We start from the raw sequence: 25,539 nt of genomic DNA on the forward strand, positions 1-25,539 counted from the left end.
CGTCCTACCGCTTCGGCAGGGAGATGAGCTTGCGCGGCGGGTTCACGTCATAGCCGAAGAGCCGCTTCTTCTTCTCGAGCTTGTACAGCAGGTAGTCGATGATCTCCGGAGTCAGCTTGTCGATGCGGGGGAAATCGGGGAACCGGTTGATCTCCGGCAGCTTGAACGAATCCTCGGTCATCGCGAGGTCGAAGCCCAGATACTCCAGCTGCGGGATGCTCTCAGCCATCTCGAGCACCTTCTGCTTCGCGAACTCCCAATTCGGCATCACACCCTCCATGAGCACACCCGTGTCCGGGTGGCGGGGGCACGGGACCACACGGCCGCCGTCCAGGGCCTGCGCGTTGCCGTAGCGGCCGGATTCGATGTCCACCTCGACCAGCAGACCGCCGGCTGCAGTGTTGTCGACGTATCCGGACGCGGACGATCCCACCCGCAGGTATGCGTTCCCGATCTGCGGAGTGACACCGTCCTTCTTGAACACCGTCATTCTGACGGTGTTGACCGACTGGGGATAGATCTCCGCAAGCGTGGGATGCATGACGATGAACTCGGTGATGAGGTACCGGTTCTGCGGATCGGAGATGATGTCGAGCACCTGCTCGCCGGTCGCCGCTTCGCCGTTCAGCGTGTATCCGCCGTCCTCGTATCCGAGTCGGTAGAACCCGTCGCCATGGGACCCCTCATCGGGCTTCAGCGCGAGCACGCCCTTGTCACGGGCCAGGCGCAGGACCTCGTCGAAGGTCTCTCCGTACCCCTCCGGCCTGTCCATCATGGGGATCAGATGAGCGCGACCGCCGCGCTGGCTCGTGTAGTAGTAGTACCCGGGCAGGAACTCGTTGAACTCCGCCGCCACGTACTTGATGCTGATCTTGTCTTCCAGCCAGTACTTGTACTTCTTGTTGATGTGTCGCAGCCACCGGTACTCGAAGTCGGAGATGAACTGCGTGCGGTTCTCAGGCGTGATGCCGTACTGCGGGATGCGGTAGGACAGGAACCCGTTCCGGTACGCCCAGATCTTCGTCTTCAGGGGGACGCCGTTGCGCTGGATGAGGTCGCGCGCCATGTCCTCGAGCCACCGCACGGACTGGTACGGGACCAGGCCCTCCGGGTAGAGCGCCCGTGCGAAGCTCCTCCGCAGACGGAGCTTCGCGTTGTGGAGCCACCGCCTGACCCGTGCCTGCAGGGTGTGGGTGCGCTGGCGCTTCTTCTCGATGTGCTCCCGCAGGAACTCGACGGTCGCCGGGAGGTACGGGAACTCCTTGTTGTACCGCGGAGTGGCCGACACGTTCGTGATGACCGGACCGCGTGCGCTCAGCGTCACCGTGAATTGCACGAACTTCAGCTGGGGGGCGAACGCGCACAGGTCGACGAGCAGCGACCGGACAGACTGCCATTCGGCGATCCGACCTGCGAACCGCTGCTCGGTCCCGGGGTGCTTCTCGAGGCACCAGAGCTGTCCGCCGATCACTGCGCGCGCTCCGTCGAAGTCCCCCGTGTCCGCATCGATGCGCGACTCGAACCGCAGGCGCGCGGACGCCTGCACTGCGGTCTCCTCGTCGCCCTCGACCCACGACTCGGCGGTCGCGTCGCTGCGCACCTCTGCATCGGCGCGGTGCTCGAGCCGCGAGAGGTACGCGTCGATCTCCTCCGTATCGACCCCGTTCCCGCGCCGCTCGTCGCCGCCGATCATGCGGAGGCCCGCGTCGTCCGATTCGACGAGTCGACGGATCTGCGGAGCGTCGACGGAGTCGGTGGCGACGACGAACGCCTCCGCCACCTGGGGGTCCCCACCGCCCGGGTTCATCATCGTGACCTGCAGATGCACGTCCCCGCCGTCGACCAGCTCCGTGAGGGGTCCTGCAGGTTCGACCGGCTCGTAGAGGACGAAGAACTGTCCGCGCACCCGCTGCGTGAGCAGTGCATCGAACTCGTCGTCCGAATACTCCTTGCCGTCGATGGTGAAGGACTCACCCGTGTGCGCCACCATGCGCGGACGACGGCCGCTCCATGCCGCGGACGCCATCGCGAGTGGGCCGGTCCTCGCCAGCAGGGCGGCCAGCCCCGCGATGTCGGTCCCGCACTCTCGCGCCTCCGCGGTGAGGGGGACGATGTGGAGACCGCCGTCCCGCTGCATGACCTGGTAGTGCATCGTCTCGAAGCGGTCGGCGAACGGTTCGAAGACGGTGAGGGACGAGACGCGGTCGCGCACCCACTTCCCGTATGTCTCGTTGAGCGGCTCGGCGAGGAGATAGTCGCGTGTGGAGATGAACTCGCCCGCGTTCTCCGGCGTGATCCCGAATCTCGACACCGTCGTGGAGACGAATCCCGACCGGTGATGGCGCGCCCGCACGTGTGAGGGCAGGTCTGCGTTGCGACGGTTGTCATTGTTGATCTGCTTGACCCAGAGGTGTGCCATCCGACGGCTGAAACCCGTCGATCGCAGCTGGAACGCGTGCACCTTCCTCTTGAGGCGGTGCATGCGCGTGCGCGCCCTCCGCACCGTCGCGCCCATGCCCAGCGAGTACTCGCGCACTGCCGACGCGTCCTCGATCGCCGCGGTCAGTCGCGCCCACCCGTCGTCGTCGAGCATTCCTGCGCGCGGATACGGCAGCTTCGTCACGATGTCGAGGATCGTGAAGTCGCCGTCGCCCCGCCGCGCACGCACGTCGATCGACAGGAGGCGGAAGCGGCTCTCGTCCTGCGACAGCAGGCGCTCGACCCCTGACACCAGTGCTGCGGGGACGTCCGAGCGGCGCTCAGCTCGCGTCGCCTTCGCACCGCGCTTCCCCCTCCGGCGCTCGGCCGCGATGACGCGCGCGGGGGCCAGGCCCTCGCGCGCCGCGAGCAGGCGGAAGACGTCGCCGGTGTCCGCGGTCCGTTCCCGGAGCACGACGCAGCGACGCTCCGCCGCGAGCTCGTCGAGGCGTGCGAGGACTGCGCTGTCCGAGGCCGGTGCACCATCGGTGGCCGCCACGCTGTCCGAGGCGTCCGCACCCTCGATGCGGAACGACTCCCCGTCCCAGGCGAGGACGACCCCGTCGCCCGCGCCCCACTGCACCGGAGCGACGCGCACGCTCTTCTCCCTGCGCACGAGCTCCAGCAGATCCGTGCCCGTCGGCCCGAGGTCCGCGGGGTAGGCGCGCAGACGCACGACCTCCAGCCCCTCGCGTCCTCGGGAGATCGTGCAGAGGATCGTCGGAGTGCTGGCGGTGATGCCAGGAACCACGCGATCGGCGATGATGCGGCTGCGCAGCCAGGACCGGCGGGCGTCGAACGGCTGACGTGCGTAGAAATCGCGCTCGGAGATCCGGGCGACCGGGGTGTTCTGCGCGGAGCGCAGCTCGTGCGCGGGCAGGGAGTCACCCGATCCGTGGGCGCGCACGAGGTCCGCCGCGCGCGTGAAGCCGTGCTGCTTCCAGTCACGGGCGATGGTGCCCACCCATTCATCCGCCGCAGTCTCGGAGAAGCCCTGGCGACGCAGGAAGCGCCGCCCGACGACCCTCGGCGCTCGCCTGGCCAGCGTCCGGACCCTCTCCATCTGCTCCACCGCTCAGACCTCTTCCACGACGGGTACCGATGCGTCCCCGTTCTCAGCGGGCGCCTCCGCCAGCAGCCGGGTCTTCACACCGCGCTTGCTGTAGTAGTTCCGCACCCGCGGATCGTCGAACAGCGGGGCGTGCGACTGCATGACGTTCAGGCCGGTGTTCACGTTCGCCTCGAGGACGACGGGGCCTTCAGGCGAGATGACGATGTCCCAACCGATGTACTCCATGAAGGACAGCGACCGGGCGGAGTGCAGGACCAGGTCATGCACCTCCTGCCACATCGGGACGCTGACGCCGGTGATCTGCGCTCCGCTGTCCGGATGCGTGTCGAACCATTCCTTGACGTCGCCGTCCGGCAGGCGTGTCGCCCTTCCCAGGCGGCCCGTCTCCAGATCCACGCGGGCGCTCAGCCCACCGCGGGTCCAGTTGTCCGCAGGCGCGGAGCGCCGGCAGCCGATCCGCTGGACCGCCATGGCGATGAACGGCTCGTTGCCGTTCTCCAGGTCCACCATCGTGAGGACCCGCAGCGTGTTCACGGAGTCCGCGAAGAGCGCGGCCTGGTCCGGGTGCTGGATGAGTCCGCGCTCGATGATCATCGGCTTGGGCTGGACCGCGAACACCGATGCCGCAGAGCCCTTCGTCCGCTGCACGCCGTCGACCGCCCACGTCCTGTCAGACGTGCGCTCCACGGCGTGGATGTTGTTTCCCTCCGCGCCGGCGAGAACCTTGAAGAACACCGTCTCCGCCTGCTCCATCGACTCGAGGTAGTCGACGACGCTCATCCGTCCCTCCCCCGGGAAGAAGTGCACGAGTCCGCGGGAGAAGACACCGATCAGCTCCGGTGAGCGGATGTCCATCGACCGCAGCAGCAGGTGCGTCGACAGCTTGTTGTTGATGATGTCCTGCAGACGCGCGTGCACCATGTTCTTCGTGCGGAAGTACCGGTGGACGTCCGACACGTAGCGGTTCGGATCGTTGCCCTGCTCCAGTTCGTAGAGCACGGCGCTGCGGGACAGGAATCCCTTCAGCCACCAGCGCGGCCGCCGCATGGTGAACGGCACGTCCCACTGCATCTCCTTGCGCCAGAGCTTCTTCAGCGCGATCTGGAAGACCCTCGCCGCCCGATACTTGCGGAACGCCCACCCGAAGGGGGCCCTGATCCGCTTGATGGCAGCGCGTGCAGGGTTCATCGACAACTGGTGCTCCTTCTGTCTCAACGGCGGCTGGCCGTCGCGGTCAGGATGGTGAGGACGGGGTCCCGGTCGCCGGGGACGAGCGTCCTGTCGATCGCCGTCACAACGGCGGCATCGGTGCGACGCACCGTCTCCCGCAGTCGCTCGTCCAGATAATCGGTCCACTGTACAGCGGCGCGGTCGTCCCACTGCTGAACGGGAAGCAACGTCTCGATGAACACGCCCCGCCTGTTCGCCGCATCCACCCAGCTCCGGGGGGCGAGCACCGCGGGACGGAAGCGCGATGTGATCTGCGCCTGCGCGAGCACCGCATCCAGGGTGGACTCCGCGTCGACGGCGTCGGACGTCACCACGAGCAGTCCCACCGGCGCATCCGGTGCGACATGGGAATACACGGGCGGCACCGGGCCGGGACCCGCAGCGCGGCGCGCGCCCCAGTCCCGCACCGCTCCGACCGTGGACAGAGCATGCTTGGCCGCGGGTCGCGCCCACTGGGGTGCGTGCCTCCGCGCTCCGCCGACCACCCGTCCCGCGGTCCGCCGCACTGCGGCTGACGCGCCGCTGCGTGGAGCGACGGCCCGGTCGCGCTCGAGTGACCGCAGTCGCCAGTGCGCGTCAGAGTCCTGGCTCAGGGTGGAGAGGGCGACGTCGTCTCCCAGCCCGGACGTGGCTTCCGCCGCCGAGGCGGAGGAGACTCCCGCTGCCCCCTTCCCGCCGTCGTCCAGCACCACCACGTGCGCCGCGGCGTGGGCGCGGGCGAGGTGCGCCACCCGGCGCGCGTCGACGGCACCGGATTCCACGGGTGCGCCGACCACGAGGTCGTGACGCGGAGTGCACACGACCGGCGACACGTCGAGCGCGCTGCGCAGCCAGGCCACGGCCTCGGCGACCGCGTCAGCGGACTGGGACTGCGACTGCGACTGGGACTGCGGCTGGGTAGGGGTCGTGGACTGGGACTGCGGCTGGAAGGAGTCCCCCGGCACGACGAGGAGTGCGGAATCCTGTGCGGACGTGCCCGCAGCCTCACCTGCGCCAGCAGGGTCACCCGTACCAATAGCCTCACCCGCACCAGGGGCCTCACCCGCTCCAGGAGCCACACCCGTCGGCGGGCCTGCGAACTCGGCCAGGCGATCGAGGTGGGCCTCGTAGCTGAAGCGCTCGCGCACTGCGGCGAGGCCGCGCTCCCGCTGCGCGACCAGGGCCTCGGGGTCGGCCGTCAGGCGGTCGATGATCGTCGTGACGTCCTGCGGGGTGCCGTAGAGGCAGGCGTCGCCGAACACCTTCTCCATCTGCTCCGGGACGATGCAGACGGCCCCCGCGGCGAGTCCCTCGAGCACGACGCGGCCGAACGCCTCGACGAGCCCGGGGTGGTGGAAGTAGACGAGGAAGTCGATCCCGGCGAGGAACTGCGGCACGGGGACGGAGCCGAACGGCAGCGACGTCCAGGTGTCCGGCAGGCCGCCCAGGATCTCCTCCGGCGCCTCGGTGCCGCCCAGCACCCGCACCCGGTAGCGCGGGTCGTCGGGGTAGGCCGCCAGCAGATCATCGCGGGTGTCCGGCCATTTCGACCAGTGCCCGCGGCTGTGGCGGCCGATCACCGGCACAGCGCCTCCGGGCCGGTCGCCGAGGGAACAGTCGCCCACCAGCCCGTGGCGAGGCGTCGCCCACACGGGCGCGTCGATGATGTTGACCCAGTCGGCGTCCACCATCGGCACGCGGTGCCAGGAGTCCACGATCGCCGTCCGCACGAACGGACCGATCGGTGCCCACACGGGCGCGTGGCCCAGTGCGCGCGCCGTGTTCCGGTGCACGGTCTCCACGTCGTAGTAGGGCTCCGTAGCCCGGTCGTCGACCGGCACCTGGTTCGCGATCATGACGGTCGTGGCGACGTCGATGTCCGGCAGGTCGTCGGGCACCGTCGTGAACAGCGTGGGGTGGCGCACCAGCAGTGTCCTGGCCCGCACGCGTTCGTGCGGCAGCACCAGCTGCGCCTTGCCCGCCCGCAGGACGTCGATGATCCGCTGCGCGAAGGGGCGCCTGCTGCGCTGCACGGGCGACGGCAGGTGGATCAGCGCCGTGCGGAACCCCGCGCGGTGCTGCGCCTCGATCTCCTCCACGACGCTCGCGGTCGATCCGCCCGGGAACCTGCAGTCAGTCGCCATGATGACGTCGAACTCGCGCACGCGATCGTCCCGCGTGGAGCCGACCCGCGTCGACGCTCCAGCCCCCGCCTGTGCTCCAGCCATCGTGTCCCCGGTCATCGTGCCCCCATCCGTTCGTATGCCCACCGCACGGGCGCGATCCCGCGCAGCGCGCTGCGCACTCGGCGTCGCAGGGTGCGCGACTCGACGCGCGGCACCCGGGCGATCCAGCCGTCGACGGCGCCGGCAGAGGCGTCCTCCACGCGGAGGATGCGGTCTGCTCCTGCCCGAGCCGCGGCCTCGGCGGCGGTGTCGTCGTCATCCGTCGCGATGAAGCGGGCGAGCGCGACCGGTGTCGCAGCGAGGTCGCTGATCGTCGCCGCCAGTGCGACGGTCTGCAGGCCGCGGACGTCCGCGTCGATGAGCACGCGGACGAGGTCCGGGCTGAGATCCTCGGGCCCGCCCAGGGACGGACCGGGCACGACGAGGACGGTGACGGCGGGCGCCACCGTGCTGATCGCATCCGCCCGCACATGCACGTGGGCACTCACGACATCAGCTCCTCGACTCCGGGTCCTGCGATCCGGTCACCATACGCATCGAACCAGAGATTCAGCATCGCGAGGCTGCGCAGGAGGTGCTGCGTGCCGGTCCGGCTCAGCAGCCGCCGCCAGTGCGCGGTCCCCTCCTCCGCGAGGCCGTCCGCCAGCAGCGCGGCAGCGGGACCCTCGGTCACGAGGCGCCGCAGGACCTCGACGGATTCATCGGCAGTGATGCGCCGCGGGTGGGGTCGCGGCCACGGGACCATGCTCTGCGCCGTGGGCATCGTGGCCAGCTGCGGGTCCAGCAGCGCGGTCAGCCGCGGGTAGAGCGCTCCGCCGGCATGTGCGGCGGCGGGGATGCGCAGGGCGGCGCGCGCGACCTCGTCGGCGAGGAACGGGGTCGCCACCGGGTGTTCCTTCGCGACCAGGCCGTACGGCGACTGGCTGATGCCGGGCAGGGTGCGGTTGAGGTAGGCGGTGAGTGTCGCCTCGAAGGGGTGATCGGCGACCTCGGGCCAGGCGTCGTCGAACTCATCGAACGCTCCGCGCGTCCGCTCCCCGATCCCGCGCACGGCGTCCGGCCGCAGGACCTGGTCCGCACCGTTCAGGTACTTCATGAGTCCGACGATGCGGGAGGGGCGGTCGCCTCCCACAGTGAAGTCCCCGCCCAGCATGAGACCGCCGCCGAGGCCGTCCAGGACGAGCCCGTCGAAACCTGCGATCCGTTCGAGGAGCGGGACGAGCCACACGTGGTAGGACGTCTGGTGGTCGACGGCGTCGACGAAGGCGCGGATGTCGTCGGCGAAGCGGTCGATGCGGGGCACGACGACCTCGTGCTCGAGACCCAGGCGGTGGGCCGCTTGGGAGGCGATGAGCTCTTCGAGCACGATGCCGGTGTCGGACGACGTCGTGAAGGCCCGAGGCGGTGCCGTCGCCGCGTGGCGGGCATAGAGCGCGAGGATCCGGGAGTCCCAGCCGCCGCTCAGCAGCGAGAGGAGGGAATGGTCGTCCGCGAGCCTGCGCATCTCCGCGGTGAGGGCGTCGGCCACGTCCTCGATCCGCGCGGACTCGTCGGGTTCGATGTCGAGCCACGGCCAGCGCTCGCGTGCGAAGCGGACGGAACCGGCCTCCGCGATGACGGATTCCCACGGCTGAAGCCGGCGAATGCCCTGGAACGTGGTGCGACCATTCAGCGGTGCGCCTGCCGCCAGGACGTGTGCCCATCCGTCCCAGTCCGCGCGCACTGGTGCGTCAGCCGTGAGAGACGACAGCCGTGAGGAGAACTGCGCAGAGCCGCCCTCCGCCGCGACGTAGACGGGCACAGCGCCAGAGACGCCGCTTCGCAGCTCATCCCGGTCCTCGCCGCGGCGGATCACCAGAGCATCCGCACGGCGAGCGGACTCGGCATCGGTCAGGTGGGAGGAGTGGATGGTCCGGGGCGCCCACGCCGTCGTGTGTGCGTCGATACGAGCGAGAGCGGCACCGTCACACTCGCGGCGGTCGTCCCCCGCGGCACCGATCGTGCCGACGACGTGTCCCTGGCGCGAGGCTGTTTGCGATTCCGGGCTTCGCTGGCCCTCAGCGTTCACTGGTCTGGTCCTGGCAGCGTCCCATCACGCGCTCGATCGTGGCGCGCCGGCGGTAGCGCTTCGCGTTGTCGAGCATGCGCATGTCCTCGAGCGATTTCACGAACTCGTGGGCATCGGTGTTCCAGTCGAGGTGCGCCCGTGCGTAGTCGTAGCCGGCTCGACCCAGGCGGACCCGCTCGTTACGGTCGGCGGCCCACTGCCGGACGACGCGCGCGGCCTCGTCGACGTCGCCGAACGGGACGACCGCACCGCTGCCCGCGTGCTCGACGAGATCCTTCGGCGCCTTGTTCGGCGTCGTGATGACCGGGACCCCGTGCGCCATGTACTCGATGACCTTCGTGGGCTGCGAGTGGGCGTAGTTCGGTTCGTCGTGCAGCAGGCTCAGCCCGGCGAGTGCACCGCGGAGCCGCCCGAGCGCGAGGTCGTTCGGCATGAACCCGCGCCAGTCGACGATCCCCTCGTCCGCCGCCGCGCGCAGCTCATCCTCGATGTCGCTCTCGGCCGGTCCGATGACCTCGACCGTCACCTCCGGAACGCGGCGCGCCAGTTCGATGAGCTCTGCTCCCCCGCGCGGACGCGTGAGCTTCCCCAGGTACACGACGCGGTTGTCCGCAGGCTCCAGAGGATCATCCGTCGGCACCCGCACGGAGTTGGGGACGACGGGGTGCAGGCGGGTGAATCGATCGCGGTAGCCGTGCTCCGCCAGGAGGAGCCTGAACTGCGACTCTGCGTACAGCTCGCCTGCCACGGCACCCGCGCTGAGCACGGGACGCAGCGGACGGGGCGCCCAGTGCCGCATGTGGAGGGCGGACGCGGTGTCCTCGTGCACGTCCCACACGATCGATGCGGTGCGGCGGGGAAGCATCAGGGCGGACAGGAGCAGGTCCGGATCATGCAGGAGGATGATGTCGACTGTCCGTGCCATCGAGTCGAGGAGTGCCCTCGCCTCACGCAGCGCCGCCACACGGCGCCTGCCCTTCGCCCGCGGGAGGTCGATCCCCCACACGCCTTCCGGCGGGGTCCGGTCGAACGCTGTGAACGGGGCCGCGTACGCGACGTCGAATCCCGCATCGACGAGCGCGGGAAGCTGCCTGTGGCGGATCCGTGCGTCCTCCGGATCGTGAACGACAGTGACTATGAGGACGCGTAGGGGGACGGACATGCCTGCTAATCTACGGAACGACTCTTAAGCAGAAAACCCCCTATCTTACACAACAATGAACATCATGTGAACGACGGATGTACGACACGTCGCGAAGGAGATCAGGATGACAGTGGACGTCGCCGTCATGGGACTCGGGTACGTCGGGATGCCGCTGGTGCATGCAGCGGTCCACGCGGGACTGTCGGTCATCGGCTTCGATGTGTCGGACACCGTGGTCGACGGGCTCACCGCAGGCAGTTCGCACATCGACGACCTCTCCGACGACGACATCGCTGGGATCCGCGAGCGGGGCTTCCGCGCGACGTCCGATGAAGCGATCCTGGAGGAGGCGGATTCCATCGTCATCTGCGTCCCCACTCCCCTGGACGATGACAGCCGCCCGAACGTGGGAGCCGTCGAATCCGCCACCCGGACCATCGCGCGGAACCTCACGCCCGGCACGCTGGTGGTCCTCGAGTCGACCACGTACCCCGGCACCACGGAGGAACTGGTCCGACCGATCCTGGAGGAGAGCGGGCTGCGAGCGGGTGAGGACTTCCACCTGGCCTTCTCCCCCGAGCGCATCGACCCGGGCAATCCGACGTACGGGCTGGTCAACACACCGAAGATCGTCGGCGGGCTCACCCCGCAGTGCACTGAGCGGGCGCGAGCCTTCTACGGCCGCTTCATCGAGACGACCGTCGCCGCGAAGGGCACGCGGGAGGCGGAGACGGCGAAACTCCTGGAGAACACCTACCGTCACGTGAACATCGCCCTGGTGAACGAGATGGCGCAGTTCTGCCATGAGCTGGGCATCGACCTGTGGAACGCGATCGACATGGCGAGCACCAAGCCGTTCGGCTTCCAGGCGTTCTACCCCGGTCCCGGGGTGGGCGGCCACTGCATCCCGATCGACCCGAACTACCTGTCGTACAACGTGAAGTCGCGACTGGGCTATCCGTTCCGCTTCGTCGAGCTGGCGCAGGAGATCAATTCGTCGATGCCCGCGTATGTGGTCCGGCGGGTGCAGGACATGCTCAACGACGACGCGAAGGCCGTGCGGGGCGCGAAGGTCCTGCTGCTGGGCGTGACGTACAAGCCGAACATCTCCGATCGGCGGGAATCCCCGGCGATCCCGCTGGCGGAGGCGCTGCTGGAGCACGGGGCGGATCTGTCCTACCACGATCCCAACATCGACGAGTGGACGGTAGCGGGAACGCAGATCCCCCGGGTCGACGACGCTCTGCGTGCGGCGCCGGACGCGGACGTGGTGGTCGTCGTCCAGAACCACCGGGAGTACGACATCGACGCGATCGCCCGCGCCTCGAAGCGGTTCCTCGACACCAAGGGGAAGGTCACCGCAGAGGGCGCGCAGCGCCTCTGAGCGCCCTCGACGATCTCAGGGGACCGGCGCGATGCCGGAGGGCAGCGGGACCCCGGTCAAGAGCGCGTTCAGAGCCATGACCTGGAGATAGATCGTCTGCCGCGCGACGTCCGGGTGCGTCCTGATCGCGGGATTCGCGGAGTCGAAGACCGTGAGCTCGTCGAACAGCGGCCCGAGCAGGCGGTTGATGTAGGTGAACTGCGGGGAACGCGATGACGTGACGATCACCGACCGCTGGCCGAGAGTACGGCCGCTGCTCGAGACGTCGTCCACCAACGCGCCGAAGACGTCCTGCTTGGGCCGCGGGAACACGGAGCCCGAGGTGAAGTGGTAGTCCCGCTCGTGCTCCTCGTACCACTCATCGGACACGATCGGGTCCACTGCGACGAACTTCCAGCCCGCCGCAAGACCGTGGTACGCGGCTCCTGTGCCACCCTTCGAGGCGCCGTACAGAACGATCCGCTCCTGCGGAACGTCATGCTCCCGCGCCGCGGCCGCGATGAACGCGCTTATCCGCTGACTGTTGTCCGGCACTGCAGTGGTGTCCAGGTAGAACGCGCCCTTCACTCCCCCGACGTCGGCGATCCGCAGCACCGCGGTGTTGGGAGCGAGGAACTTCTGCAGCTTGGGGAATGAGGGCCAGAAGTATCGGCTCAGCCTCGGCTTCGAGTTGATGGGAGAGAGGACCACGACCAGTCCGTCCACCTGACCTGAGCTCGGCTCTTCGAACTGGTACACGATTCCGCTGTCCGAGGCGCTGAACGTTCCCTCTTTGACGGCCGGCCAGTGGTGGACGATCCGATCGTGCCGGATCAGTCGACTTTCGTCAGTGGTGTTGTAGTAGACCGAGAAGCCGAGAGTCGTCAGGTGCATGAGCAGCTGCTTCGCGGCGGGATCCCGCAGTGCCAGCTTCATCAGGTCGTCATCGGGCTTCTGCGCTGACGAAGTGTCGATGCGGAAGTACCGCGGCAGTCCGTCGTTCTCTTCGACGAGGACGCCGACCTCGTCCGCTGTGGTCCCCAGCGGAGCCCAGATGATGTTGTGCTTCACCGTGGCAGGCTACCAGGCACTTTCCGCGCCGCGGCAGCTGCTGAGCTGCTTCCGGCTCAGCGGGCGGCGGAGGCCGGCTCAGCGGGGGGTGTCGTCGAAGCCGTCGGTGACGACGACCTCGGCGGCGGGGTCCTGCGCACCGCGGTCGGGGAACACCCAGGTGCGGTAGGCCCAGAAGCGGAACACCATCGCCAGGCCGATGCCGATGACGTTGGTGGAGATGTTGTAGGAGAGCGGGTCGTGGAGGCCCAGCAGGTACCAGGTGACGCCCAACGGCGCGACCACGATCACCATGCCGATGAGGTTCACGACGACGAACTTCCACAGTCCCGCGAGGGTGGAACCGGAGTCCCGCTGCCCGTACGTGATGAAGCGGTTGCCCACCCACGCCACGGCCATCGACACGATTGTCGAGACGATCTTCGCCTTGATGGGGCTGGCGACCAGGAGCGCGGGGATGCCGAGGAAGCCGAAGAGCAGCAGGTTCGACAGCCCCACGTCGACGAGGTAGGAGATGCCGCCGACGGAGAGGAAGGAGAGGACCTCGCGGAACAGCCGACGGCGGTCGGCCCAACGCTGCGACCAGGTGACCCGCTGCTCCTGTGAGGGCGCGCCTGCGGGCTCGCGTCGCCGTTCCAACATCCAAGTCCTCTGTCGTCCGGTCACCCGTCGTTCAGTGGGAATCGCCGCGACGAGCGGCTGACGGGTGGATACCGAAGCACTCTACGCCCTGCTGCGGGCGCAGAACACGCGAGGCACGCGGTCTCAGCGTCCGTTCCGGGAGTGTTCACGCGGTGTGACGAGTGACGCGAACGCGGCCGCTGCCTTCTTGGGCGGAGTCGAGACCACCCAGTGGAGGGGTTTCAGCGACAGCACGAAGGCGATGCCGAACGCGGCGAAGCCGCAGAGGACGACTGCACCGATCTGGACCGCGTGGCCGTAGCCGCCTGCGAAGAACTCCTCGAGGGCCGGGGCGAGCGCGATGACGACGAAGCCGTGGAAGAGGTAGACGGACAGTGAGCGCTCGCCCATCACCGTGATGGGTCCCCTCACATCGGGCACTGCCGCGAGCAGCGCGAAGATCGCGAGGAAGGCGATGAGGGTGAGGCAGGCGCGGATGAGCATCCCCCGCAGATCGGAGACCTCGAGGTGGTCGAAGTTCCCCGATCCGTACAGCCAGCTGTTATCCGTGTCCGCGACGAACAGCGCGAGCAGCGGCAGGAGCGCCACGACGCATCCGCCGACACGGGTCCAGAGCGGGAAGCCTGCGGTGAAGGCGAGCAGCTTCTTCCCGTACACCTTGCCCACGACGAAGAACGGCCAGAACACCAGCGTCCGCGAGATGGAGAGGTCCGCTCCCGCGAACGGCAGCACGCCGGCGCAGACGCCGACGACTGCCGACACCGCGACGAGCGTCCGGGGGAAGCGCTCGATGAACGGCACGGTGAGGGTCCACCAGATCATGGCGAGGAGGAACCACATGATCCAGTGCGGATCTGTCCAGCTCCAGGCGAACGCATCACCGACCCATCTCTCCGCCACGTAGTAGAGGGTCTGGAACGCGGCCAGCAGGATCACGAACGTGGCGATCCGCTCGACGAGGCGCGTCGATTTGGCTGTCACCCCGGCGAGGAAGATGAATGCCGGCATGTGGAATGCGTAGATGACGGTGTAGGCGAGATCCGTCAGCCCGTCGCCGAGCCCGACGCGGGTCAGCAGATGGCCGAATACCACCAGGATGATGAGGACGCCCTTCGCGACGTCCAGTCTGCTGTCCCTCACTGTTCCGCCGCCCCGCACAGCGCCCGGCGCTTCAGACGCCATGTCGCGCCGGTTCGCGTGAGAGAGGAGGCTGTTTCCGTGTCGGGACCAGTGAGGTGAGGAAAGTCGCTGCCCGCTTGGGCGGAGTCGCGACCAGCCAGTGGAGGGGTCGCCGGGAGACGACGAGCGCGATCGCGCCTGCGAGGAATGCGCACACCGCTATTCCGGCGATCTGCACGGGACGGTCATACCCTGATTCGAAGATCGCAGAGATGGCCGGAGACAGACCGATGACGACGAGACCGTGCAGCAGGAAGATCGACAGCGACCGCTCCCCCAGCTGTGCGAGTATGCCGGCGGAGTCGGGCACCAGACCGAACAGCGCGACCGTGAGCAGGAGTGCAGTGGCATAGAGCGCCGCACGGATGAGCAGGCCTTCGAGGCCGGTGGCGTCCAAGTGGTCGTAGCTCCGACTGCTGTAGAGCCACTGCCGGCCGAGGTCGACGGAGAAGAGCAGGACCGGAGGCACAAGCGCCACAGCACCGATCGCCCACCGTGACAGGCGTGGGAGACGGGGGACCGCGGCGATCATCCGTGCCCCGTACACCTTGCCGAGCACGAAGAACGGCCAATACACGAGCCCGCGCATCAGGCTGAACTGGTCGTCGTCGACCAGGAGCAGTCCCGCAGCGAGTCCCACAGCGATCGACACCGCGAGGGTGATGCGGGGAAGCCGCTCCACGATCGGCACTGTGAGAGTCCACCAGACCATGGCGAGCAGGAACCACAGGATCCAGTGGGGCTCGACCCAGCTCCAGTCGAAGGGGTATCCCACATACCGCTCCGCAGCGAAGTACACGCATTGGAACACGACCAGCAGGATGACGAACGTGAGGATCCGCTCTGTCATGCGCTTCGCCTTCGCCGTGACTCCGGCCAGGAGGACGAAGGCAGGCATGTGGAATGCGTAGATCACCGTGAGCAGGAGCCGCACAGCGCCGTCTTCCCAGCCGTTGCTCAGGTCCTCGAGCAGATGGCCGAACACGACGAGGAGGATCAGGACACCCTTCGCCGCATCGAGGCGGTGATCTCTCGCGTTCATGATCGCGCCCTGCAGACCGATGTCCGACGCATGAGCTCCGCGGCTCACGCGCGTCCGAACACCGCGGCCTCGAATTCGCCGACGGCCTCCGCGTTGTATTCGTTCCCGTCGAACGGCTCAGCCTCGATGCCTCCTGCGAGGAATGCACGCATACCGTCCGCGAGCGCCTCCGCATCGCGCTCGACGATGAGGCCGCCGCTTCCCTCCATCGCGCTCTCAGCCGACCCGAAGCGGGTCGTGACCACGGGGAGGCCCAGGACGCGGGCCTCCAGGATGACGATCGGCTGTCCCTCGTAATCGCTCGACAGCACGAAGCAGTCGCAGCGGTCCATGACCGCATACGGGTTGGAGAGCACACCCGTGAAAGTGACGGAGTCTGCGATGCCGAGCGACGCAGCCAGCGACTTGAGGTCCCCCGCCAACGGTCCGGTTCCGATGATCACGAGGCTCGTGTCAGGGTCTTCCGCATGGACTCGGGCGAAAGCCTCGATGAGTCGTGCATGGTTCTTCTCCGGAGAGAGCCTGCCCACTGTGACGAACACGCGACCGCTGCCATCACCGAGGAACTCCGACGTGATCTGCTGTCGTGAGGCCTCTCGAACGATGTCCTCGAACGGATAGTGCGCGGCCAGCTGCTCGATGACGTTCTCCAGATCTCCTGAGACGGTCACCGACTCCGTGACGGCATCGGCGTCCTTCCTGCCGGCTCCCTCGAGGACGCGTGCGACATCGATCGTGTTGCGTGCGCTGACGAAGCGATCAGAAGGCGCGAAGTACGCGAGGTTCGTCCGGTTGATGCGCGACAGGTCCGGTGACACCGACACGAGGTGGTCGAAGCCGCGGTACAGGCTGAAGAGGCCGGAGAGATTCTTGAAGTGGGGGCGCTGCCCGTCGACCTCTCGCAGTGCGTCCGCTTCGAGGTCGTTGTGCAGCCAGATCGATCTCGTCGAGGCATTGGCGAACAGCATGACCCGCGCCCAGTAGGGCGAGTAACCGCTGAAATCTATCGCGGCGTCGAAGCGGGCATTCCCGAAGAGGCGACGCCACTCCCAGCTCCAAAGCTCTGAATCCGTCCCCGAAGCGTCTTCGTACGTTCCAGTGACCTCCTCGAGCGCAGACGTGCTTCCCACGAGGTAGTGCTGGAGGAATCCCCGATCACGGATCACCTGACGCACATGGGGAGGGATCCGCTCCGCGTTCTTCCGCCGGTCGCCGTCGGTCGGACGGTAGTACAGGACCGTGACGTCGTATTCCTCGGGGTCGAGGCTGTTGAGCAGGTTGATCGCCGACGACGTGATCCCGTTGGTGATCATTCCACCCAGGTAGATGACGAGTCGGACGCGTCCGTCGGACGGTGCGTGCCGCACGTCGGCATCCGTCGTCGACCTCCGACCGAAGACCAGATCGGCTACTCGTGCGCTCGACTGTCCATCCTCACGCGCGGTGAAACGTTGTGCCATCTCTCCGTACCGCTGTGATGCGGAGGGGAACGCACCCGCGAGGCCCTCGTCGCCGACGAGGGCCGTGACATGTGCGACGAGTTCGTCAGCCGTGGTGGAGACGGGGCCGGGCAGTTCATCCGGCTCCAGGTATATCCCTCGATTCAGCGAGTAGTCGGACGCGTCTGGAAGATGGAATGCGATGGGCCGGCCCGTGGCGAGGTAGTCGACGAAGATCGACGAATAGTCGGAGACCAGGAGATCTGCGATCGCGAGCGCTTCGTTTGCGGGCACATCGTTCGGAATGAGGTACTCAGCGACGTCAGGATCGCCGACCAGCTGGTCGACGACCACCTGGTGTGCTTTGAGCAGGACGACCCAGTCCTGCAGCAGTGGGTGCTCGCGCAGTCTCCGGATCGTCTCCTTGAGCCTCGCAGCATCAGCTGACGGACGGTAGAAGGACGTTCCCCTCCACGTTGGCGCGAACACGAGGACCTTCCGGCCCTCTGTCTCAATGCCCTGCTCGGAGAGGATGGCCCGCGCGGCGGCGCCCGCCTCTTCCCCGAACATGTGGTCACAGCGGGGATAGCCCTCCTCGAGGATCGTCCCCTCGAAGGCATTGGTGAGCCGGTAGCCGGACAGATACATCTGGTCAGTCATGAAGGAGTTCTGCGACAGGAGGAAATCGGCGGACATGAAGTTGCGCAGCACGTTGCGCGCATCCTTCGCACCGCCGTCCACGTCGTACCCCATCTTCTTCAGGGGCGTGCCGTGCCACGTGTTGAGATACGTCTGCTCTGGCCTCTTGATGAACTCCGGCGGAAACGTCGCGTTGTTGACTAGGAACTCGTGTGTCTCCAGATCGCGGAAGTAGCGGGCCGACTTGTGCGTGACGAACGAGACGCGTGGGTGGTCCTTGAACTCCTCCACGACACGCGCGCGCGTCTTCGCGGAGATCACCCACGTGTGCTTCAGGTCTGCGAATCGTGGGTCATCGAGTACGTGCCGGAAGAGGGCCTCCGGATTGCAGAGCGCACCATTGCCCGAGAATGATTCCCAGAGCACTGTTCGCGTCTTGACCGGAGAGTCGAGCGCGCGTCGGAACTCGCTGCTCTTGCGCATGTTCGACAGCACCCCGACGTCTCGCCTGAGCCGCTTGCGCCACCCTCGCCTCTCCTCACGCAGGACCCCTGACACCACACGAGGAAGTCGATCCATCGCGGTTCGCTTCACTGCAGTGCCGAACTTCTTCCCGGGTCCTGAAACCACCGGTTCACCATCTCTTCCTGTTTCACACGTAGGCGCGCTGCTCATTCACCACGCGTTCTTCCCTATGCCACCTGGACACTATGCCAAGTTCACCCGGGAGACAGCCAGGCGTACCGACGACCGCTCAGAACGATCTGAAAGGATCTATGCGCTCGCGTACCCGGCGAGCTTCTTCCAGAAGTGGCTGAGATTCGGATGCAGGACGACGTCGTCGAACTGCGTGTCTCCGAAGATTCGTCGATACTCGCGCTCGTAGATGCGGTCGTAGAGACGGCGCGCTGCTCGGCCCTCTGACTTCGAAGCCTGACCACGGGCGTGATCCTCTTCCTCGGTCATGCCGAACGTGTAGTTGTTCCTGCACACCACAGAGATGCTGGGACCCAGATCGCGGAGTGCTGCGACGACTGTGTCGTCGCTCGAGACTGACCGCGCCACAAGCACTGTCACATCGGATACGTCCCTCTGGACTTCGCGCCTGACTCTGGAGAGGAATTCGGCGTTCTCCGCCTCCCCCTCCATACGGCCGCCCCAGAACACGACACGTCGTCTGGCGCCGATTCCCTGAACAAGCCGAACCGACGAATCATCGCCTCCAAAGAACCACCGGATGACGCGGCTGGACGAGTGGCCGTCATCGAACGGCGAGAACCGGCTGACGGCGGCCCTGTAGGCAGGTGAGGGCTCCCAGCCGGCGGACAGCCCGTCGGTGATCCCTTCGAGCAGGTCCGCGACTGTCAGAGCGATCGTCCCCGGCAGCTCGTCGAGGCTGAGCGTGAGACCACGCGCGGCGCTGTACTTCTCATGGTCGTACACGTAATGGACGATGGGCCGCCCGAGCGGGAGGAAGTCGAAGAAGATGCTCGAATAGTCGGTGATGAGAAGGTCGCAGAGGGAGAGCAGCAGGTTCGTGTTCGTGTCCGACGGGGGCACAACAAGGCCCTTCACGGTGCTGAAGTCTCGATTGCGAGTCATGATGTGGTGGGGCAGGAAGATCGCGTTCACATCGAGGTTCGCCAGCGCCTCCAAGTCGGTATCGAGGCGCTCGAAATCGAAGTTGTCGCGACCTGCACCGTCTCTCCACGTTGGGGCATAGACGATCGTCCGCTTCCGCGGGTCGAGTCTCAGATGCTTCCGCAGCCGTTCCTTCTCCGCATCCGTGGCATTCAGCGTGGTATCGATCCGCGGATACCCCACCTCGGCAAGCATGCCGGTATAGGTATGTCGCATCGAGAATCCCGTGAGGAGCGTCTCCGTCATGAATGAGCACGGGCTCGTCACATGGGTGGCTTGCAGCATGTTCGTCACACTGAGCGAAGCGCCCAGCGGGTTATCGGCTGTGCGACCGAGCGTCTTGTAGCCGATGCCGTGCCAGGTGTTCAAATACGCCTGATCTGGCTTGCGGACGAAGTACTCCGGCAGGACGGAGTTCCCGATGATGTAAGCAGCCCGCGTCAGCAAGTACATGTATTCCCGGGTGTGGCGACGGACGAAGACGACGTCATGGCGGCCCTCGAACCTGGGTGGTATCCGTTCGTCGCTGCCGACCGACCAGACGTGAAGTCGATCCGCTCCGTAGACGTCGGGACGGGAGAGGATCTCGTCGCAGATCGCATAGGGGCTGTCCATGATCTTGGCGCCGGACATGCTCTCATAAAAGATTACGGAGGGATGCGAAGGGACTGTCTCGCTGTAGGCGGAATAAACCGCTTTGCGCTGAGCCGGATCCTTGATGATCGTCGTCCACGACGCTTCGAGGGCATCCCACCGATGTCGCAATAGCTCGTCCCGCGAGGGCGGGTGGACATCGCCCGTCTCAGCACCGCCGCTTCCGGCTTTGCTCCTCGTACGCTCACGCAGATCTCGGAGCACCTCATTCACTTGCAGCCGCTCCATCGTGCCTCCCGCATTTGTCTTCTGTCATGTGCCGATGCCCCATTTGTCCCTGCATGCGGACAACTCATTGTCCGCCGTCGTCCGGCCCATGTCGAGCATGATGGCCCATCAGAAGAGGCCCGATATCGTCCCGTCCTCCGCCACATCGATGCGATATGCGGCAGGATCCTTCGGCAGCCCGGGCATCGTCATGATGTCGCCGCAGATCACGACGATGAAGCCTGCGCCTGCGGATAGGCGGACGTCGCGGACTGTGAGGACGTGACCCTCCGGGGCTCCGCGGAGCGAGGGGTCGGAGCTCAGTGAGTACTGCGTCTTCGCGATGCACACGGGAAGGTCTCCGTACCCCTCCCGCACGAAGCGGTCGAGCTTCTTCTGCACGGCAGGCGGAACCTCCACCGAACTCGCACGATAGATGCGCGTGGCGATCTGTTCGATCTTCTCCACAGAAGAGGATGCGAGGTCGTACGCATGACGCGGGTTCCCGCCCCCGCGCTCTTCGTTCTCCGCCGCGGCTGCGATGACGGCGTCGGCGAGGTCGAGGCAGCCTTCGCCGCCCTTCGCCCAGTGCTCTGCCGATTCCGCCCGCACGCCGAGCTCAGCGAGATGGGCGATCGCGGCCTCGATCTCCGCGTCCGTATCTGAGGGGAACCGGTTGAGGCTCACAACCGGGGTGAGTCCGTAGACGTCCTGGAGGACCGTCAGGTGGTGCTCGAGGTTGACCATTCCATCGAGCATCGCGTCGACGTTCTCCATCTCCAGGTCGGTCTTGTCGACGCCACCGTGATACTTGAGCGCGCGGACAGTGCCGACCACGCACACGACGTCGGGCCAGATCCCGGCGACGCGGCACTTGATGTCGAGGAACTTCTCCGCGCCCAGGTCCGCACCGAAGCCTGCTTCCGTGATCGCCCAGTCCCCCAGCGCCATCGCGGCTCGGGTGGCGAGCGCACTGTTGCAGCCGTGGGCGATGTTGGCGAACGGTCCGCCATGGATGAACGCGGGAGAGTGCTCGAGGGTCTGGACGAGGTTGGGTGACAGCGCGTCGCGCAGGAGCGCCGTCATCGCACCCGCCGCACCGATGTCCTCAACCGTGACGGGGATGCGGTCGCGCGTGTGCGCGACGACGATGCGAGACAGTCTGTGCCGGAGGTCCGCGAGGCTCGTGGCCAGGCAGAACACCGCCATGACCTCACTCGCGACGACGATGTCGAAGTGATCTTCGCGTGGCACGCCGCCGTTGACCCCGCCCAGCCCGATGGTGGTGTTCCGCAGGGCGCGGTCGTTGAGGTCCATGACGCGGTTGATGTGCACCCGGCGGGGGTCGATGTCCAGAGGGTTCCCGTGGTGCATGTGGTTGTCGAGCATCGTAGCGGCGAGATTGTTCGCCAGAGCGATCGCGTTGAAGTCACCTGTGAAGTGGAGGTTGATGTCCTCCATCGGGACGACCTGGGCGTAACCACCGCCGGCTGCACCACCCTTCATGCCGAATACCGGCCCCAGGCTGGGTTCGCGCAGCGCCAGCACCGCCTGCCCGGTAGGGGGCTCGCCCGCCGCCACTCGCCGTCGATTGCGCTCGTTGAGTCCGTCTGCAAGACCGATGCTGGTCGTCGTCTTACCCTCGCCCGCAGGTGTGGGGCTCATCGCTGTGACGAGTACCAGCCGGCCGGGTGTGCGTTCCTGCTCAGCCTGTTCGAGGACGGGCAACGGCACCTTCGCCTTGGTCCATCCATACGGGATCAGATCGTCTGCACGCACGCCCATGGCGTCCGCGATCTCCGTGATCCGCTTCAGCGACGCTGCCTGTGCGATCTCCAGATCGATGCTCATGGTGCCATTCTGCCTGAGTTCGAGGACGGGCGCGGGGCGCCTCGCGAAGTTCCGACGACGTCTCAGACGGTCGGGAGTGCGAACACGTGCGGATCCTCTTCGAGCGCCCGCTCCAGAGAGTCCAGCGCGAATGCCAGCGGCACACTCATGACGGCTCGCCGTTCATCTGTCGGATCGAGCAGCGCGTCCAGGGGGACCCAGATCGCTCGCCGCGTGTACATCGCTTCGGCACCTCCGACTCGCCTGCGGCTCCGATCGATCTCCTCTCGCGTTCCGGCGAGAAGGGTCAGACCGAAGAATTCGGGCTTCGCACCGCGTTCCAGCCACCTCCCGTATCCGATCAGCTTCGAACGGACGACCTGTCCCGCAGGTACTCCCGTCTCCTCCATGAACTCCCTGTTGGCACCCTTCAGCGCGAACGTCTGCAGGTCATCGTCGAAGTCCTTCGGCTCAAGGCTCCCGGAACCGGACGGCGCCAACAGTCCTTGGCTGGCATGGTTCGCCGGACTCTGCTCGACGATGAGCACCATTCGGTCCACCGAGACCGCCAGCGTCGAGACTCCCACCACGTTCGCGAGCTCACTGCTGGCCAGCGGGAACAGACGGCGGTTCTCGTCGTACAGGTACTCGCCGCGAACGTCCCACACTGAGCTGCCGCGGGAGATCTGCCAGCGCATGAGGTCGTTGGTGCACAGGAGATCGAAGAAACCTGCCGGTTGGAACGGGATGACAGCACTGCCGTCGACGCGGCAGTCGCCGAGCATGCGCACGCACGAACCGTTGAAATGCAGCGATCCTCCACTGGTGCGACGGAGGATATACGGTGCGACGCCCTCGATGCCGTCCGGCAGCCGATACCTCTCGCTGCGCATGTCCGCATGCCATTCCCTCCCCGCGCACATCTCACTGTCGAGGTCCGCACTGTGAAGGATCGTTCCCCGATCGGTGCGGAACGCGTTCGGCAGATCGTCGTCGAACGGAAGGGCTCCGCCGAACACCGGAACCCTCTCGACGAGCTCAGACGCTCGGAACCGCCGGCGCAGCGCGATCCATTCCCACAACATGGAGAGGAGCCCGATCGCCAGGCCCACGAGACTCGCCCAGAAGAGTGCTGACGGCGGCACCCCGGGGATCAGAGTCAGCGCACCGACGAGAACACCCAGGACGGCCACCAGGAGGGGCGTGTTCGCGTGCCGCTGCCACACCAGCTGATCCCGCGCACTGACCAGCCACGCTCCCACCCTCATGTCTCATGCCCTTCTCTCGACAGCATGCGCGGCCACCGGACGGTCGCTAGTCTGATCAGATTACCGACTCGTCAATGCGCCGCGACACAAAGGAAGACGCCATGAAGCTGCTCGTCACCGGAGGAGCCGGATACATCGGCTCAGTCGTCACCTCCCAGCTCCTCGATGCGGGGCATGCAGTCACGGTCCTCGATGATCTCTCCACGGGGCACCGCGAGTCGATCCCTGAGGGCGCCGACTTCATTCGAGCGCGCATCCACGACAGCCGCTCACATCTGATCGGCCAGGGTTTCGAAGCCGTCCTGCACTTCGCTGCGAAGTCTCTGGTCAGCGAGTCCGTCACCTCTCCCGAGCTCTACTGGGAGAACAACGTCGCCGGCACCTTCGCCCTCTTGGAGGCCATGCGAGCGGCAGAGATCCCCACAGTGATCTTCTCCTCGACGGCGGCGACCTACGGCGAGCCCGACGACTCCCCCATCACCGAGCAGACACCCACGAACCCGGTGAACGCGTACGGCGCATCGAAGCTCGCAGTCGACCACATGCTGAGTTCGTACTGCCGGGCTCACGGTCTCGCAGCGACCTCGCTCCGCTACTTCAACGTCGGAGGGGCTCGCGATCGGTTCGGGGAGATGCACTCACCGGAGACTCACCTCATCCCCAATCTACTGGCCGTCGCCGCCGGGCGCTCCGACGCCTGCAAGATCTTCGGCACCGACTACGCGACCTCAGACGGCACCGCACTCCGCGACTACCTGCACGTCACGGACCTCGGCCGCGCACACCTTCTCGCCCTCGGCGCATCGACCGCGGGCGTGCACCGCATCATCAATCTGGGCACCGGCGAGGGGTACACGGTGAGGCAGGTGCTCAACGCGTGTCGCACCGTGACCGGCCACGCTATTCCGGCGGACGAAGTGGACCGTCGCCCGGGCGACCCGACGTCACTCGTCGCCTCCAACTCGCTCGCGCGGGAGGTCCTCGGCTGGGTACCTGAGCTCGGGCTCGAGCAGACCGTCGCGGACGCGTGGGAGTTCATGCAGCGAGTCGATGCCGCGCGCTGACGGGCATGGCGCTGTGTCCATGCGCCGAGATCGCGGGACATTACACTGAGCCGGATGGTGAGACTCCTCGAGGAAGGACCCTGATGAAGGCTTGGGCGCGGTCACAGGCGCAGGCACTGGTGCGTTCACGCGCTTGGTCGGCGACGAGCAGCTGGATCCGCGGCGGCCGTAAACGGGGTCGTGCGGCGGGTCACGAGATCCACGGCATCCCGGTCCGCGCGGAGGTCGTGGCGTACTTCGGAGACAACGCGGAGAAGATCTACCAACTCACCCAGTGGCTGCCCATCCTCGAGCGACTCAACGAAGACCGACCTGTCCTCCTGGTCTTCCGCAAGCCCGGTGCGCTGCGGGCGGTCAAGGGCACCACCCACCTGCCGATGATCTTCGTGCGCCGGTTCGAGGACCTCGCCACCCTCTACTTCGACAACGACTACAAGCTCGCGATCTACGTCAACAACGGCGTGACGAACTTCCAGTCGCTGTCCTACTCCCCCATGGTCCACGTGCACGTGAACCATGGCGAGAGCGACAAGATCAGCATGGTGTCGAATCAGGCGAAGGCCTACGACAGGACACTGATCGCGGGGCAGGCCGCACTGGAACGGCACCGCGCGGCGCTCCTCGACTTCGACGAGTCGAAGCTCATCGCGGTCGGGCGCCCACAGCTGGACGTCCCCCGCGAGCCCGAACTGGCCCCATCCGCTCTGCGCACCCTCATGTACGCACCGACGTGGGAGGGCGAGAACGATTCCAACAACTACACCTCCATCGACCTCTACGGCGTCGAGATTGTCCGAGCGCTGCTGGCAGTCCCCGGTTCGCGCGTCATCTACAAGCCGCATCCTCGTGTCGAATCGACCCATGACGCGGCGATCGCCGAAGCAGATGCGCAGATCCGCGAGCTGATCGAAGTCGCGGGGGAACCGCACTCGGTGAAGATGCAGGGCGACATCCTCGCGATGTTCGCCGACGTCGACCTGCTCGTCACTGACATCTCCAGTGTGGGCCTCGACTTCCTCTACCTGCGGCCGGAGAGTCCCCTCGTCCTCACCGACCGGCGGACGGACACACCCGAACTCCACCGCGAAGCGCCCATCAGCCGAAGCACTCCCGTCATCGATCATGAGTCGGTCGGTGATGTCAGCGCCATGGTCCGAGCACAGCTCGAGCAGGACGACCACGTCGACGAGCGGTCGCGCATGCGGACCTTCTACTTCGGCGAAGGAGGCATCGGAACCTCGACCACAGCATTCCTCGCAACGATCTCGGAGCTGATCGAGGACCGAGCCCGGAAGCTGGAAGTCTTCACTCGTCAGTCCAGCAGTATGGAGGCGACGGACTGA

17 protein-coding genes are annotated in these 25,539 nt (G+C 66.7%); 3 read left to right on the forward strand and 14 right to left on the reverse strand.

All coding sequences use genetic code 11. The annotated features are described in order from the left end of the window. Window positions 1–4 precede the first annotated feature (4 nt). From FM105_RS04485 to FM105_RS04510, 6 genes are read right to left on the reverse strand one after another with little or no spacing between them, the layout of a single operon-like run. Complete coding sequence (locus FM105_RS04485; protein ID WP_087005412.1) at window positions 5–3,541, reverse strand: sugar-transfer associated ATP-grasp domain-containing protein; 3,537 nt, start codon at window positions 3,539–3,541, stop codon at window positions 5–7. Between the two features lie 12 nt (window positions 3,542–3,553). Next, window positions 3,554–4,738, reverse strand: a complete 1,185-nt coding sequence (locus tag FM105_RS04490) for a sugar-transfer associated ATP-grasp domain-containing protein (protein ID WP_087005415.1) — start codon at window positions 4,736–4,738, stop codon at window positions 3,554–3,556. Between the two features lie 23 nt (window positions 4,739–4,761). Then, window positions 4,762–7,002: a glycosyltransferase gene (locus tag FM105_RS04495; RefSeq protein ID WP_087005418.1), complete on the reverse strand. Its 2,241-nt coding sequence runs from the start codon at window positions 7,000–7,002 to the stop codon at window positions 4,762–4,764. After that, window positions 6,999–7,433 carry a hypothetical protein gene (locus tag FM105_RS04500; RefSeq protein WP_087005421.1) on the reverse strand — a complete coding sequence of 145 codons (435 nt, stop codon included), beginning with the start codon at window positions 7,431–7,433 and terminating at the stop codon, window positions 6,999–7,001. The genes FM105_RS04495 and FM105_RS04500 overlap by 4 nt, the downstream gene beginning before the upstream one ends. Further along, entirely contained in the window at window positions 7,430–9,013 is a 1,584-nt protein-coding gene (locus tag FM105_RS04505; RefSeq protein WP_087005424.1) for an asparagine synthase-related protein, read from the reverse strand. The genes FM105_RS04500 and FM105_RS04505 overlap by 4 nt, the downstream gene beginning before the upstream one ends. Beyond that, the gene (locus tag FM105_RS04510; RefSeq protein WP_087005427.1) at window positions 9,003–10,175 is read right to left on the reverse strand and encodes a glycosyltransferase family 4 protein; all 1,173 of its coding nucleotides are present in this window, start codon (window positions 10,173–10,175) and stop codon (window positions 9,003–9,005) included. The genes FM105_RS04505 and FM105_RS04510 overlap by 11 nt, the downstream gene beginning before the upstream one ends. Window positions 10,176–10,281: 106 nt before the next feature. Between FM105_RS04510 and FM105_RS04515 the strand changes: the two genes are divergently transcribed. After that, on the forward strand, window positions 10,282–11,541 hold the full coding sequence (locus tag FM105_RS04515) for a nucleotide sugar dehydrogenase (RefSeq protein WP_087005430.1): 1,260 nt from the start codon (window positions 10,282–10,284) through the stop codon (window positions 11,539–11,541). 15 nt (window positions 11,542–11,556) lie between these two features. On the opposite strand, the gene FM105_RS04520 is transcribed toward FM105_RS04515, so the two are convergent. The 8 genes from FM105_RS04520 to FM105_RS04555 form a co-directional block, all read right to left on the reverse strand. Next, a complete protein-coding gene (locus tag FM105_RS04520) occupies window positions 11,557–12,591 on the reverse strand; it encodes an XcbB/CpsF family capsular polysaccharide biosynthesis protein (protein ID WP_179207064.1) in 1,035 nt (344 codons plus the stop codon). 78 nt (window positions 12,592–12,669) lie between these two features. Continuing rightward, entirely contained in the window at window positions 12,670–13,233 is a 564-nt protein-coding gene (locus FM105_RS04525) for a GtrA family protein (protein WP_087005434.1), read from the reverse strand. A gap of 123 nt (window positions 13,234–13,356) precedes the next feature. Continuing rightward, complete coding sequence (locus FM105_RS04530) at window positions 13,357–14,373, reverse strand: acyltransferase family protein (RefSeq protein WP_179207065.1); 1,017 nt, start codon at window positions 14,371–14,373, stop codon at window positions 13,357–13,359. 31 nt (window positions 14,374–14,404) lie between these two features. After that, window positions 14,405–15,454, reverse strand: a complete 1,050-nt coding sequence (locus FM105_RS04535) for an acyltransferase family protein (protein WP_218777910.1) — start codon at window positions 15,452–15,454, stop codon at window positions 14,405–14,407. A 44-nt stretch (window positions 15,455–15,498) separates the two neighbouring features. Next, window positions 15,499–18,015 carry a glycosyltransferase gene (locus FM105_RS04540; protein WP_179207066.1) on the reverse strand — a complete coding sequence of 839 codons (2,517 nt, stop codon included), beginning with the start codon at window positions 18,013–18,015 and terminating at the stop codon, window positions 15,499–15,501. A 291-nt stretch (window positions 18,016–18,306) separates the two neighbouring features. Beyond that, complete coding sequence (locus tag FM105_RS04545; RefSeq protein WP_087005447.1) at window positions 18,307–20,055, reverse strand: CDP-glycerol glycerophosphotransferase family protein; 1,749 nt, start codon at window positions 20,053–20,055, stop codon at window positions 18,307–18,309. Between the two features lie 108 nt (window positions 20,056–20,163). Beyond that, the gene (locus FM105_RS04550; RefSeq protein ID WP_087005450.1) at window positions 20,164–21,885 is read right to left on the reverse strand and encodes a formate--tetrahydrofolate ligase; all 1,722 of its coding nucleotides are present in this window, start codon (window positions 21,883–21,885) and stop codon (window positions 20,164–20,166) included. Window positions 21,886–21,947: 62 nt separating this feature from the next. Beyond that, window positions 21,948–23,132 carry a hypothetical protein gene (locus tag FM105_RS04555; protein WP_143275820.1) on the reverse strand — a complete coding sequence of 395 codons (1,185 nt, stop codon included), beginning with the start codon at window positions 23,130–23,132 and terminating at the stop codon, window positions 21,948–21,950. A gap of 101 nt (window positions 23,133–23,233) precedes the next feature. On the opposite strand from FM105_RS04555, the gene galE reads away from it, so the two are divergent. After that, window positions 23,234–24,196, forward strand: coding sequence for a UDP-glucose 4-epimerase GalE (gene galE, locus FM105_RS04560; RefSeq protein WP_087005456.1), 963 nt, complete (start codon window positions 23,234–23,236; stop codon window positions 24,194–24,196). Window positions 24,197–24,279: 83 nt separating this feature from the next. Beyond that, window positions 24,280–25,539 (forward strand): CDP-glycerol glycerophosphotransferase family protein, encoded by a 1,260-nt coding sequence (locus FM105_RS04565; RefSeq protein ID WP_087005458.1) that lies wholly within the window; start codon window positions 24,280–24,282, stop codon window positions 25,537–25,539.

Source organism: Brevibacterium yomogidense (assembly GCF_900163715.1).
Classification (GTDB): domain Bacteria; phylum Actinomycetota; class Actinomycetes; order Actinomycetales; family Brevibacteriaceae; genus Brevibacterium; species Brevibacterium yomogidense_A.

What these genes read in the sequence shown, in the direction of transcription:
- FM105_RS04485 (WP_087005412.1), bottom strand. Translation starts at nt 3,541, where the DNA reads ATGGAGAGGGTCCGGACGCTGGCCAGGCGAGCGCCGAGGGTCGTCGGG.
- FM105_RS04490 (WP_087005415.1), bottom strand. Translation starts at nt 4,738, where the DNA reads ATGAACCCTGCACGCGCTGCCATCAAGCGGATCAGGGCCCCCTTCGGG.
- FM105_RS04495 (WP_087005418.1), bottom strand. Translation starts at nt 7,002, where the DNA reads ATGACCGGGGACACGATGGCTGGAGCACAGGCGGGGGCTGGAGCGTCG.
- FM105_RS04510 (WP_087005427.1), bottom strand. Translation starts at nt 10,175, where the DNA reads ATGTCCGTCCCCCTACGCGTCCTCATAGTCACTGTCGTTCACGATCCG.
- FM105_RS04515 (WP_087005430.1), top strand. Translation starts at nt 10,282, where the DNA reads ATGACAGTGGACGTCGCCGTCATGGGACTCGGGTACGTCGGGATGCCG.
- FM105_RS04525 (WP_087005434.1), bottom strand. Translation starts at nt 13,233, where the DNA reads ATGTTGGAACGGCGACGCGAGCCCGCAGGCGCGCCCTCACAGGAGCAG.
- FM105_RS04535 (WP_218777910.1), bottom strand. Translation starts at nt 15,454, where the DNA reads ATGAACGCGAGAGATCACCGCCTCGATGCGGCGAAGGGTGTCCTGATC.
- FM105_RS04540 (WP_179207066.1), bottom strand. Translation starts at nt 18,015, where the DNA reads ATGCGCAAGAGCAGCGAGTTCCGACGCGCGCTCGACTCTCCGGTCAAG.
- FM105_RS04545 (WP_087005447.1), bottom strand. Translation starts at nt 20,055, where the DNA reads ATGGAGCGGCTGCAAGTGAATGAGGTGCTCCGAGATCTGCGTGAGCGT.
- FM105_RS04550 (WP_087005450.1), bottom strand. Translation starts at nt 21,885, where the DNA reads ATGAGCATCGATCTGGAGATCGCACAGGCAGCGTCGCTGAAGCGGATC.
- FM105_RS04555 (WP_143275820.1), bottom strand. Translation starts at nt 23,132, where the DNA reads ATGAGGGTGGGAGCGTGGCTGGTCAGTGCGCGGGATCAGCTGGTGTGG.
- galE (WP_087005456.1), top strand. Translation starts at nt 23,234, where the DNA reads ATGAAGCTGCTCGTCACCGGAGGAGCCGGATACATCGGCTCAGTCGTC.
- FM105_RS04565 (WP_087005458.1), top strand. Translation starts at nt 24,280, where the DNA reads ATGAAGGCTTGGGCGCGGTCACAGGCGCAGGCACTGGTGCGTTCACGC.